At 35.2% G+C, this 13,303-nt stretch carries 9 protein-coding genes; all 9 read left to right on the top strand.

Features of this window, described 5'->3' with window-relative positions; translation table 11 throughout:
• Positions 1–30 precede the first annotated feature (30 nt).
• The 9 genes from BIV16_RS09295 (at position 31) to BIV16_RS09255 (ending at position 13,269) form a co-directional block, all read left to right on the top strand.
• Positions 31–1,137 (top strand): O-antigen ligase family protein, encoded by a 1,107-nt coding sequence (locus BIV16_RS09295; RefSeq protein WP_143524744.1) that lies wholly within the window; start codon positions 31–33, stop codon positions 1,135–1,137.
• 11 nt (positions 1,138–1,148) lie between these two features.
• On the top strand, positions 1,149–2,672 hold the full coding sequence (gene murJ / locus BIV16_RS09290; protein WP_075680554.1) for a murein biosynthesis integral membrane protein MurJ: 1,524 nt from the start codon (positions 1,149–1,151) through the stop codon (positions 2,670–2,672).
• A gap of 17 nt (positions 2,673–2,689) precedes the next feature.
• Positions 2,690–4,159 (top strand): hypothetical protein, encoded by a 1,470-nt coding sequence (locus BIV16_RS09285; RefSeq protein WP_143524743.1) that lies wholly within the window; start codon positions 2,690–2,692, stop codon positions 4,157–4,159.
• Positions 4,160–4,347: 188 nt separating this feature from the next.
• Positions 4,348–4,467: an AAA family ATPase gene (locus BIV16_RS09280; RefSeq protein WP_202969656.1), complete on the top strand. Its 120-nt coding sequence runs from the start codon at positions 4,348–4,350 to the stop codon at positions 4,465–4,467.
• A complete protein-coding gene (locus tag BIV16_RS09275; RefSeq protein ID WP_159435936.1) occupies positions 4,430–4,636 on the top strand; it encodes a hypothetical protein in 207 nt (68 codons plus the stop codon). Before BIV16_RS09280 ends, BIV16_RS09275 begins: the two co-directional genes overlap by 38 nt.
• Positions 4,637–4,893: 257 nt before the next feature.
• Positions 4,894–6,654, top strand: a complete 1,761-nt coding sequence (locus BIV16_RS09270; protein WP_075680551.1) for a DUF6077 domain-containing protein — start codon at positions 4,894–4,896, stop codon at positions 6,652–6,654.
• 44 nt (positions 6,655–6,698) lie between these two features.
• Positions 6,699–7,688: an acyltransferase family protein gene (locus tag BIV16_RS09265; RefSeq protein ID WP_075680550.1), complete on the top strand. Its 990-nt coding sequence runs from the start codon at positions 6,699–6,701 to the stop codon at positions 7,686–7,688.
• Positions 7,689–7,721: 33 nt separating this feature from the next.
• On the top strand, positions 7,722–8,747 hold the full coding sequence (locus BIV16_RS09260) for an acyltransferase family protein (RefSeq protein ID WP_075680549.1): 1,026 nt from the start codon (positions 7,722–7,724) through the stop codon (positions 8,745–8,747).
• A gap of 118 nt (positions 8,748–8,865) precedes the next feature.
• Positions 8,866–13,269, top strand: a complete 4,404-nt coding sequence (locus BIV16_RS09255; protein WP_075680548.1) for a GBS Bsp-like repeat-containing protein — start codon at positions 8,866–8,868, stop codon at positions 13,267–13,269.
• Positions 13,270–13,303: the final 34 nt, after the last annotated feature.

Below are 13,303 nucleotides of genomic sequence, written 5' to 3'. Positions count from 1 at the left end.
ATATTATACTATGTTTGGCAGATACTGAATTTGTTTATTCAGAAAGGATTGTTTGGTAATAAGATTTTGCTAATTGCAAATTATGGAGTATTGGCATTTGCAATAGGAATGATTTGTATGTGTTATGTGCAAAGAGAAACAGCGAAATTCATGCTTGGAGAATTAGGTGCTTTAGTTGTTTTTTTATGCAGTTATCTTTACGGGTATGCACAAACCTCGGTTTTGCTATATAATATGATTTGGCTGATGGGAGTATGTATTCCGCTAGGATATGCATTCGGAGGAATTAGGGATAGAAAGAAAATTTATACATGGTTATATAAATTAGCAAAACCGGCAGTAACAATTTTATTTGTAACTTATGTCCTTGAGTTTAAGGTGTGGCATGTATATCTTGGAGAATATGATATGGCACTCTCGTATGCAATGCTTTTATCATGTACCATATTATGTAATGAGGTATTTGAACATGCCTGTTTGAAAGATATTGTATGTCTTATGGCAGGAGTGGGAGTAAATATTTTATATGGGTGCAGGGGCGCAAATGTGTGTTTTGCTTTATTTTTAGTATGCAAGGTACTTTGGGACATAAAGCCTGATACGAAGAGGTATTCTTTGATTTTTGTGGGAATGCTATTGGTGGGAATAGGAGTTATAGTACTTTTATTGGTTGTAAATAGTGGAATTGATACGAGTAGAACAATTCGGTTCCGTGGGATTCAAAAGTTGTTGAGTGGAGAGTTCCTGAAATCTGAGGGACGTAACAGTTTATATAGTTATTATTTTGAGTTGTTTCAGGAGAGACCTTTTGCAGGCTGGGGAGTTTGCGGAATGTGGCCGGATGGTGGAAATTATCCACATAATATTGTTATTGAGATTCTAATCTCATTTGGAAGCATTGTCGGTGGTGGGATATTGTTAATTCTTGCTCTGGGAGTTTTTGCTATGTTTCGTAATAGTAGAAAAACAGAGCGTATGTTGTTATGTATTTACCTGGCAAATGCAGCAGGATTGATAATTTCTGGAACATTTTTGCAGAATCCTACGTTATATATATGCATGGGAATTGTTATTGGACAATCCTATATGGGGAAAAAGAGATATTTGAATACGCAGGAAAGATATGTAGGAGATTAGTTACTTAGGACATGAAAGAAAAAGTTATAAAATCAGCTTTATTAATTAGTATATTAACTATTTTAGGAAAAATAATAGGATTTTTAAGAACAATTGTTATTGCATATCTATTCGGTGCAGATAGTACAATGGATGCGTATAATTTAGCGAATGGATTTGTACTTAATGTGCTATATGCGTTATCAACCGCTGTTGCGTTAGCTTTTTTGCCACGTTATATTGAAAAAAAAGTTAACCGTGGAGAAAAGGAGGCATCGGATTTCTCTTCAAAGGTTCTTACGGTAACGACTGTGGCTGCGTTGGTGATAAGTGTTATTGTTTTATTGGGAGCACCGTTGCTAGCAAAAGTTACGGCTCCTGGATATAAAGGGGAACAATTACAACAAGTAGCATTGTATTTAAGAATTTTGTCACTGGGGATGGTTTTCTCATTATTAGCAAGATTGTTGAAGAGCATATTGGATGCAGAACAGATATATGGTTATGGGGCATTTTCCGGAATCATATATAGTGTTACAACGATTGTTTTTGCAATTGGATTTCATGCTTCATGGGGAGTTATGTCATTACTTATTGCAATTCCTGTCGCTTATTTTTTACAGTTTGTTTTCTTGGCATATAGAACAAGAAAGAGTGTAAAAATTCGGGTGCAATTTGATGTTCATGACAATGACGTGATAACGCTAATTAAAGTTGCGATTCCCGTTCTGCTCAGTAATACAACAGTAGAAATTAATCAGCTAGTGGATAGAATGCTTGCTTCGGGAACTACGGAAGGAGCTGTATCGGCACTTTCATATAGCTCAAATTTAAGCGATTTGGTAGTAAGTATAATCTCTGAATCCTTGATAACAGTATTTTTTACTGAATTTTCAAATGAAGCTGTAAAAGGAAATGTAGATGCTATAAAGGGTACAATAAAGCAGGGAATAGCAGTATTATGTTTGCTATTATTACCAATTAGTATCATTACTGTTATATTTGGAGAAGATATTGTGAAGATTGTTTATTTTAGGGGGGCTTTTGATAGTAAAGCGTTGTCATTGACAACAGTTGCAATTATTCTGTATGCAGCATGTTGGATAGCAATAAATATAGAAAGATTATTTACAAAGGCTTTTTTGGCATTTGGAGATACAAAGCTACCAATGGTAATAAGTATTTTGTCAGTAGTTGTTAACATTGTATTTAGTATTCTTTGTGTACAGTTTATAGGATTTGCAGGAATTATATTAGGAACGGTAATTGCGGAAATAGTGTCCGTAGGTTTGAATATGTTTTTCCTGCATCAAAAAATAGGGACACTTAGATTGGGAGACATGAAAATAAAATTGGTAAAAATGTTGTTGGCAGCAATTGTAACTGGTATGGTGCTTATGGGAATGCAAACGGTATTAGTTGATTATTCTGCGATTGTCAGGTTCGTTTCCGCAACCATAGTTGGATTATTGGTTTATAGTATAATGCTAATAATACTTAGATGTGAAGAAATACTATGGGTAATAGGGATATTAAAAAAGAAGATAAAAAAGTAGAGGAGAAGGTTATCATTATGGAAAGACAAGAATTTGAGAAGGAGATATCTTTAAGAGAGTTATTTTGGCAGATTGTAATGGCATGGCGTTTCTGGATAATAAGCGGAATTATTTTCGCTGTTTTAATTTCAGGTATGCATTATGTAAAAGGAATGAAAACATATCATGCGGAAGTTGCGCAGCAAAAGGCAGCGGAGGAGTTAACAGAAGAAGTTGAAGCAAGTAGTTCAACTGATTTTACAAAAGACGAGTTACAACAGATACAGGATGCCAAAAGTATAAAAAAGGCAATGGAAAAAAGCCGGAAGTATTTGAAAAATTCTGTGTTGATGAATATTGATCCATACCAGGAAAAGGCATTAGTAATGCAGTATTACATAGATTCTGATTATTCATGGAATATTAACGAGAATATCGAATCAGACTACACCACAGCAGTGACGGCGGCATATGCAGAATATATTAAGAGTGGTGCAATTACATCTGAAATAAAAAATGAACTTGGACTTGATCTGGATGAAAAATATATCGAAGAATTGATTTCAGTAGATGATTTGGAAGCAGAAATAAAGTCGAATAGCATTCTTTCTGTGCAGGTGGTTTATACAGACGAAGAAACTTTAAAGGAGATGGCAGCAGTAGTAGAAAATTGCATCGAAGGACAGACCTCGGTGATTTCCGATACAGTAGGCAGCCATAGATTAAAATTGTTATCGGAGAATGTAATTACACAGACAGATAGTGATCTTGCATCGAAGCAGAGTGTGGCACAGACGCAATTAAGCGATTATCGATATCAGTTAAATGTATTGACCAATGCGATGTCAGAAGAACAACTGTCGGAATTGGACATAACGGTTGCAGCAGACACATTAGAGGAAGGGGAGGAAGCAGATACTGAAGTAGTAGTTCAGGCGCCTCCGACGAAACCATCCTTCAGTATGAAATATCTGATTCTTGGTTTTGTTGTTGGTGTATTTTTTGTGGTATTGTGGGTGTGCGCAAAAGTAGTTTTCTCAAGTACATTACAAAACAGTGAAGAGTTATCAGACCTGTACGGAGTGCGTTTACTAGGATGCATCAGAAAAGAAGAAAAGGTTTCAAAGGTAGATGAATTCCTGTTGAACCTGAAAAACCGTAAGAGAAAGAAAATATCCAGGGAAGCGTCAGAGAATATTCTTGTTTCCAATCTGGAACTTGCATGCAGGGCAGAAAACATTCAGAAAATATTCCTGACAGGAACGGAGATTGAACATGTAGAGAAAGCATGGATTACAGCATTTACAGAGAAGATGCAGAATGTGGGAATTGAAGTCGTTTACGGAGAAAATGTTTGTTATTCGGCAGCAGCGTTGCGCGAAGCAGTAGAAATCGGAACAGCGGTTTTGATTGAACAGAGCGGTCAGTCTATTTATGACGAGATTTCTGGAGAGATTAAGATGCTTAAGGAACAGAACGTGCGGATCCTGGGAGGAATTTGTCTGTAAGAAAATGTAGGGAATTAAATGGTAGTTGCTAAATTGTGGTTATCTTGTTGAAAAAAACATAAGAAAGCTAAAAGGTGTCAAATTAATCCGAAGAGACATTCTAGACAACTAATAATAGAAAATGGTATACTTGTCATTGAAAATGAGAACGATATAAAAAGGCATATCTATATCCGAAGGATGGTAAGATGAAATTAAGGATTGAAAATTTTGCAAAAATAAAAGAAGCTGAGATTCAGTTGGATGGAATAACAGTGATTGCGGGATTAAATGATACGGGAAAAAGTACCGTTAACCTATTTTTATAATGGGGAAGAGATGCCGGTTCTTGATATGGATGAGATTGCAAAAAAGCCATATCGGGGAGCAAGGGTATTGGAAGAATTTGAAGATACAAAAGATGATATTGTGAATACGGCGGATGGATTTGTGATTAATAAGGATAATCAGTGGTTTTTGATTGAATTTAGTCTGTAATTCAAACAATAATCCGAATGTTGTGAATCAGATACGAAATCACAGACTAAAAAAAGAAAAGTATACGCCAATCTTCATGCAGCGTTTAAAAGAATATGTATTTATGGATGTATATGTGTATACGGAGATAGAATTGGAACGGGAATTTGTAAAGAAATTTGAATATTAATGTTTAAAGAGCGAGTTTAAAGTAGGTACGAAATAAGAATGAGTCTGAAAAAGGTGATGTCAAAAATTTAGAGAGGATTGATGTATTCATGGAAAAAATTAGATTAGTAATAGGTCTTGTAATTTTAGCAGGCTATTTAGCTGTGGTTCCTACATGTATTGGAATTATGGGTACAGAACTAGTAAAGGGAAATAGAGAGAAAAGCTTTGCTGAAAAGTATATGTGGGGAAATATTATCTTATGGACATTGTTTCAAATAATATGTGTCCCATTGGATTTGGCAAATGCAAGTTTTAATACATTAGTTCTTATTTACGGAGTAATCATTGTTGGAATGTTGGCGGTGATATTTGCAAGAAAATTCCAAGTAATAAAGAATAGCTTATTAGAACTAAAGGTTAATATAACATTGTATGATGTTGTGATAATTTCGATTATATTACTTCAGGTTTTTACATACATCTTTGGTTTAACATATAATGGAGCTGATGATACAACATACATAAGTGCATCACAGTATGCCGTTCAGAAAAATCAGTTTATACAGGGGAATTGGAAACTTTTATTAACCTCATGGAATTATTATATAGCCTTTTTAGGAAAGATAACAGGAATTCACGTTGCGGCAATTGCACATACGATATTGCCCGTGTGGCTTGTACCAATGGCATATATGGTGTATACGTTGCTTGGAAGAAAACTGTTTCAGAATAATCAAAAGAAAACAGCGGTTTTTGTATTCTGGATGTGTGTTTTAATTATTTTTGGCGGATATTCATGGTATGTTTTGACACTTCGGCTTGCAATATGTGTCTGGCATGGAAAAGCTGTAATGGCATCAATTATGCTGCCGTTTTTATTTTATTATCTGATTTGCACAAGCAGATATGGAAAAAAGCAGGTATTTGGTCTGGCACTTATCGTAATAGCAACAATCTCGATGAGCTTGATGGGAGTAGGTCTGTCAATCTTAATGATTTTAGCAAGTATTATATTAAATGAGGAAAAGGTAAAAAAGAAGATTCCTCTTGTTATTATGATACTATGTTTTGCAATGATAGCTGTATTTTATGGAATGCAGTTATCGTTGCTTGATAGTTTTCGTCCAGAAAACATTTCAAAATTGTTCCCGAATGCAGTTGATATGGCACTAGAAACATACAATGTATATTGGAGTCATTCAAAAATGCAGTGGTTATATTATCCATGTTTGTTATATATTCTATTCAGAAAGAAAAAGAATGATGAACACTCATTTTTGAAAAAATATATTATTTGTTTATATATTTTCATTTTCAATCCGATTGTATTTTATATATCATATGGCTTGTTAGAAGCGTCTTGTGTGTATGTAAGATTGTATTATATATTATTTGTTGAAATTTTTATGGCCTATGCATTGACATGTGTACTTGAGGATTTGAAAATTAGATGGAAGCAGTATATAGGAATCTTGGTAGCATCTATAATGATTGTTTGTTGCGGAGAACCATACTGGAAAATTGGTCAGTATTCATGGTTTAATAATATCTATAAATTGCCTGCTCAGACGGTTGATTTAGGCGATGCAATTAGCGAATATACAAGTGAGGATACATGGCTTGTTGCAGATTTGACAACATATCTTTATATGCAGCAGTACAGTGCACAGTTTAGAATAGGGTATATTTATCAAGGAGAGAGTTTAGACGATGTTCTTTCCTATATGAAAGAAAATGCATTTGAATATTTAGTTTGGAACAAAGATGAAAATGCTTTAAATGAGTTAAAAGATATGGGGGCTACGGTTATTGCTGAAACAGATATCTATACAGTTTATAAATTGAATGTTGATGGTGCGCAAGAGTAGAGAAAGCATATAGGAATGGAGAAATTTTTGAACGAGGCAAAGAAATGGATCAAAAAAGAGTGGGGTATATTGATTCCTTAAGAGGCATAGCATGTTTATTCGTGCTTATTGCACATATTGTTTCTGTGTCCGAAGTAGGAAGTTATGTATCGGGATGTGGAAAGATAGGTGTGTGGCTATTTATGATTTTAAGTAGCTTTCTCATGATATATCCATATGAAAAAAATAGAGATAAGCAATTCAAGATTCTAAGGTTCTATTCACAAAAATTATTGAGAATTTATCCGTGTTATCTTTTGGTTTTAGTGGGAGCATATTTAAGTGGCTTTATTACGTCGGGACGGCAGCTATTGGCACATATCTTTATTGTAGAAGGGATTGGACATTTTTGGTATATGCCGGTCATTATAAAGCTATATATAATTTTTCCTTTGTTTATTTTGATTAGAAAATCAATTAAGAAAGATTCTGTTTATTTGTTAACAATAGTATTGTTTTCGGCATTGTTTGAATTCATGTTTCCATATAGTCGCTATATAGAGAATTCAATTTCAATTAGATGGTATATACCTGTATTTGGAATGGGAATTTGTTTGGCAACAGTGGTGAAGAGGATAACAGAGAAACGAAGAAGATATTGGATTGCAGATATGGGGGTTGTTGCCTGCTTCGGTATTATTTTTATGCTTACTCCATTTATGAAAAAGATTATTTTTGATGTTTCCCCGTCAGGGTGGCTGCAAAATAAGTATTTGTTAATTGCTTTTATATGGTGTTGTATAATAATATTAATTGAGTCAGGGAGCAGAAGTAAGGATATACTTGAAAAATGCCAGCTATTAAAAAAGATTGGAAAAATAAGTTATCCTGTTTACTTAGTGCATTATGTGGTATTGATTAAGTTTATGGAATGTATACAACAATTTTGGATACTATCGGTTCTTACAGTTGTTGTGAGTGTTTTGACAGCTATGGTAATGCACTATTATATAGAGGAGAGAATTCAAAGGAGGAAAAAGTGTCTTAATTTATGAGACCATTATAATAAGGACTTTTAGGGAGTAATAATGAAAAAAGAACGACTATTTTATTTAGATTTTATACGTGCAATTGCTGTAGTGGCAATATTGCTTACGCACTTTAATGCAGTATATCTTATTTCGTATCCGCCAGAAGCATGGGACAAGATTGTGGTAACATACAAAGTATGCAATTTATACATAGGGGATTTTGGTGTGGCTTTATTTTTCATAGTCTCTGGGGCTGCGCTCATGCATGTATATGATGAAAAACTTGAATTGAAGACATTTTATAAAAAGCGCTTTTTGGCTATATATCCTATGTTCTGGCTGGCATATTTTGTGGGCTTTATATATTTATTTTATGTAAATAAGGGCTTTGATACCACAATTCCAAAAAGAAATATTATTTATACAATTATAGGATTTGATGGTTATCTGACCGGTATTGTACCTAATTTTTATATATTGGGCGAATGGTTTTTGGGGTGTATTGTTTTAATATATCTCGTTTTTCCATTATTGAGATGGGGAGTAAAGAAACATCCAATAGGTTGTGCAATTATAGCTTTTTTACTATATATTTGGAGCGTATGGATTTATAATGGCACTCTTAACAGAGTAGAATTGATTACAACAAGACTGCCGGAAATTTTGTTTGGTATGTATTTTGTAAAATATATTAAGAAAATAAATATACCAGTTCTGCTTGCTTCAGTATGTGTATTGGTTTTGAATACAATATTTGCACCGTCATGGTTAGCAAGTTTTCAGACAACATATGTTGGAATTGCATCGTTCTGTGTTCTTGTATTTATTTCAAGGTATTTAGATTTTAGAGCGGTAAGAAAAAGTTGTGCATGTATCAGTAAATACTCATATGCAATATTTTTAGTGCATCATGTAATTATCGACAGGATGACAGCAACCTTTGATTTGGCAACACTAACAAGAACAGGAAGTTATATTTTGTTTATAACATGTTGTGTTGTTATAGCTTTATTTGCAAAAATTCTATATGTTGCAAATGACAGATGTATGTTATGGTTTCAAAAAGTAAAAAATGAGGCATGATATAAGGGGAATATTTGTATTCCCCTTATATTTTTCTTAATTAGGGGTTATACCGTAGATAAATAAGAAAAAAGGTGCTAATATAAGGTATATAAAATTACAATTGGAGGAAAATGAAATGAAGAAACTTGCAAAGCGCATTACAGCGTTTCTAATGGCATTTATGATAGTTTTTATGAGTATGCCATTGGAAAATGTGTTTGCAATGGAGGCTTACACAGAGGAAGGAGTGGAAGAAGAGAATTCTACAGAATGTGTGGACGACACTACTGCAGAAGTATCTTCAGACATTCAAGAGGAAATATCGGAAGATACGGAGAATATTGATAATGTACAGTTAGAATCAGAATCCGTTGAAACAGAAGAGAATCTGCAACAGAGTGTAGAGGGAGAGGCAGTAACGGATGAAGAGAATGTAGTTAATGAAGATACGGATGCAGATTTTCTTTTAAAATATGTAGTATTAGATCAGCCATACATTCAGACTCCTGATTCACAAAATGTGATTGTCGGTTTTGATACATCGGGAAAAGTGATTACATCGGCAAAATTAGTATACCATTGCAATGAGACCGGGGAACAGTTTGAGGTAAATGCATCAGAAATTATTGATGAAGGAATCCGGTTTACGATAGAATATCAGGATGCAACACAGACAGGAACATATTCCTTGGATTCACTGGAATGTACATATGAGGATGGATTTAACACGATTACGTTAAAAGATATTGGGATTGATATCACATATGGTGTAAATACAGAAGTTACAACAGCACCAGATGCGATAGTGACTGATGATGACGACGATTCGGATGAAGTAAAGTACGATGTTGTGACCATGGATCAAGAGGGAAATGTGACATCACAGAATTCAATACAGGAAGCAATTGAGGATGTCAAGGAACAGCAGGATTTTGTTGGAAAATCATATGGAAAGTCGGCAAATGGCAATATTGTTGTAGTTTTGGATCCTGGACATGGTGGAAATGATTCAGGGGCAAATGGAAATGGTTTGTCAGAAAAGAATTTAACATTAAAAATTGCGCAGTATTGTAAAGCAGAATTGGAAACATATCAGGGTATTGATGTTTATATGACCAGGACATCAGATACATATGTTGGACTGGAAGATAGGGTTGCGTACGCTAAAAGTGTCGGGGCAGACGTATTTGTAAGTATTCATATCAATTCACATTCAACAGATGGACCATCTGGAGCGGAAGTGTATTATCCTAATTCTAATTATGTTCCAACAGCAGGAGTTGTAGGAGGTGGAATTGCAAGTTCAATTTTAAATAACCTAACAGCGCTTGGTCTCGGTAATAGAGGGACAAAAATAAAAAATTCAGAAAATGGTTCAACTTATGATGATGGCTCCCTGGCAGATTACTATTCTGTTATTCGAAATAGCAAAAAATCAGGATTTACGGGAATTATTGTAGAACATGCTTTTATTTCAAATGCATCAGATGCTAATAATTTCTTAAATAGTGATGAAAAGTTACAACGTTTGGGAATAGCAGATGCAACTGGAATCGCATCTTATTATGGAGTGAAAAAAAAGGGAAGTTATGTTGACTATCCAGCAGGAACAGCAAATTTATCAGCGGTGTTAAATGCAAATGGAACGTGTGAAATAAATGCATCAAATATTCCAGATGTATATGGTGTACAATATGCAGTATGGAGTGTTTCAAATGGTGCAGATGATCTTGTCTGGTATACAGCATCTAAGGATAGTAATGGGGATTGGAAAGCAACAGTACCATTAAGCAATCATAAAACTTTAGGGGCGTATGCGGTTCATGCTTATGTAATGAAAACGGATGGTTCTTCCTATTATATGGGCGATACCTCATTTAATGTAGCGGAGGCTGTGAGTGCAAGTTTAAGTGTTGATAACGTAAATAATGTGTCGGGAACATTTGAGGTAAGAGTATCTGGAATACACTCGAATTATTCGGTTTCAACCGTTCGGATACCAGTATGGAGTGCAGCAGACCAGAGCGATATTGTTTGGTATACAGCACAGTTACAAAGTGATGGTTCTTATACTGCTAATGTTGATATTGCAAATCATGGATGTAAATATGGAACTTATCAGGTGCATGCATATATCTATGATAGCGTAGGAGTATCAAGTTGTATTGGGACAACATCTGTAAATATTAAAAAATGTGAATCAGATGTTTCTGTGAGTATTGATGCGTCTGAAACAAATATCCAGGTATCTGGCTGGCATATACCTGGAACGCTTGGCGCAAGTTTAAGTAAAGTTGAGTATGCAGTATGGAGTGCAGAAGGTGGTCAGGATGACCTCGTATTTTACACAGCAGGCCTTAAAGGTGACAGATGGGAGATGAATGTTCCGTTATTTAACCACAAAACATTGGGAAAATACTATATTCATACTTATGCGACATATGCCAATGGAGTTCGTGAAAAAGTTGCAGAAAATACAATTGATGTTGAGGCAGCAAGAGTTGATAATGCATATGTACAGAATATAAATACAGTATCAGGAACATTTGATGTTGTAGTGTCAAATCCAAAGGCAATTGCAGGTGTATCAAATGTTGTAGTACCTGTTTGGAGTAAAGAAGATCGAAGTGATATGCATTGGTATTTTGCAACAAAACAGGCGGATGGAACATATGTAGCACATGTTGATATTGCAAATCACAATTGCAATTTTGGAACATATCAGGTGTATGTGTATGTACAAAATGGTGTAAGTGGAATGGAAAGTGTAAGCAATCCATTCACAGTAAAGATTCCAAGACCACAGGCAACAGTAAGTAACATATCAGATAATGTAAATGCTAACTATACAGTAACCGGTTGGCATATACCAGGAACTTTAGGAAAAAGTTTGGCGAAAGTACAATATGCAGTATGGAGTGACAAAAATGGACAGGATGATTTGGTGTTTTATGATGCATCCTTAAGTCAAGATAAGTGGATTGCTAATATTCCAATTGCGAATCATAAAACAACAGGTACCTATTATGTTCACGCATATGCAACAGATATTACTGGAAATATGCAGTACGTAGGATGCACATCATTTGTTGTTCCAGAAGTATCAGTGAAAAATGTAAAAATCCAAAATGTAAACACGGTATCAGGAACATTTGATGTCGTATCGTCTGGTGTGAATGCGAGTGGTTTAATAAGAGATGTGCGTTATGCTATCTGGAGTGCTTCAGATCAAAGTGATATCAGATGGTATTCAGCAACAGCACAGGCAGATGGCACATATAAAGCACATTTTGATGTCGCAAATCACAACAGTAGATTTGGCAAATATAACGTCCATACATATGTTTTGAGTCAAAACGGAACATTAGAATGTGTAAATATGCAGACAGTAAATATGAGCGCACCTTCAGCTCAGGTGTCTGCATCACCAAATGGCGATGGTAGCATATTCTCTATATCTGGCTGGCATATACCAGGAACATTAGGAGAAAGTCTTGCAGGTGTACAGTTCGCTGTGTGGAGTGATACGAATGGCCAGGATGATTTAGTGTTTTATCAAGGGACACTTTCTGGGGATACATGGTATGCGAATGTTCCGTTAAGTAATCATAGAACAGAGGGGATGTATTATGTGCATGCGTATGCAACATACAAGAGCGGGGCTATGGTTAATGTAGGAACCACTTCATTTGTTGTAACAGGACCTAGTGAGAAAAAAATTGAAATTGTAAATCAGAATGCATCAAGTGGTACATTTCAGGTAAATATATCAGGTGTAGCATCGGGGGCAGATATAACATCTGTTATGGTTCCTATATGGAGTGCAGCAGATCAAAGCGATTTAGTATGGTATACACCGACGAAAACATCGGGTGGAAATTATAGTGTGTATGTAGACCCGGCAAATCATAAAAATAACCTTGGAAATTACAAGGTAAATGTATATGTGTCAGATAAAGCAGGTATTAGCAAAATGGTTGGTGAAACCAGTTGCGCCGTGACATCTGTGTCTGGATATTATAATATAGTCGGATCCTCAGCAATAACATTAGCTCAAATGTTGGCCTATTATAATAGTAACGCTGCATATCCAGGATACTATGCAGGGTCAGATGCACCATCAATTGAGAATTTCTGCCAGATATATCTGGAGGAATGTAACGCAGAAGGAATAAAGGCAGAAGTTGCATTTTGTCAAGCAATGAAAGAAACAGGATTTTTGCGATTTGGTGGAGATGTGAGCATTACACAGTACAATTTTGCTGGACTGGGGGCAACAGGTGGAGTACCGGGAAATAGTTATAGTAGTGTGCGAGAGGGAATTCGAGCACAGGTACAACATTTGAAAGCTTATGCATCTACGGAACCACTGAATAATCCTTGTGTTGATAATAGGTTTTCCTATGTATCAAGAGGCTGTGCACCTTATGTTGAGTGGCTTGGAATTCAGGAAAATCCTTATGGCAAGGGGTGGGCGTCAGCTAAAAATTATGGTTATAGCTTAAAAAATGATTATATTGCAAAATTGATGCTATATTAATAAAATGGGTCGCTAATTTGTTAGCGGCCTTTTT

The organism is Roseburia sp. 831b (assembly GCF_001940165.2).
Lineage (GTDB): Bacteria > Bacillota > Clostridia > Lachnospirales > Lachnospiraceae > Roseburia.
This window is presented reverse-complemented; position numbering and strand designations above follow the sequence as displayed.

Coding starts and splice junctions, on each gene's coding strand:
- BIV16_RS09265 (WP_075680550.1), top strand. CDS start 6,699: ATGGATCAAAAAAGAGTGGGGTATATTGATTCCTTAAGAGGCATAGCA.
- BIV16_RS09260 (WP_075680549.1), top strand. CDS start 7,722: ATGAAAAAAGAACGACTATTTTATTTAGATTTTATACGTGCAATTGCT.
- BIV16_RS09285 (WP_143524743.1), top strand. CDS start 2,690: ATGGAAAGACAAGAATTTGAGAAGGAGATATCTTTAAGAGAGTTATTT.
- murJ (WP_075680554.1), top strand. CDS start 1,149: ATGAAAGAAAAAGTTATAAAATCAGCTTTATTAATTAGTATATTAACT.
- BIV16_RS09270 (WP_075680551.1), top strand. CDS start 4,894: ATGGAAAAAATTAGATTAGTAATAGGTCTTGTAATTTTAGCAGGCTAT.
- BIV16_RS09280 (WP_202969656.1), top strand. CDS start 4,348: ATGAAATTAAGGATTGAAAATTTTGCAAAAATAAAAGAAGCTGAGATT.
- BIV16_RS09255 (WP_075680548.1), top strand. CDS start 8,866: ATGAAGAAACTTGCAAAGCGCATTACAGCGTTTCTAATGGCATTTATG.
- BIV16_RS09275 (WP_159435936.1), top strand. CDS start 4,430: ATGATACGGGAAAAAGTACCGTTAACCTATTTTTATAATGGGGAAGAG.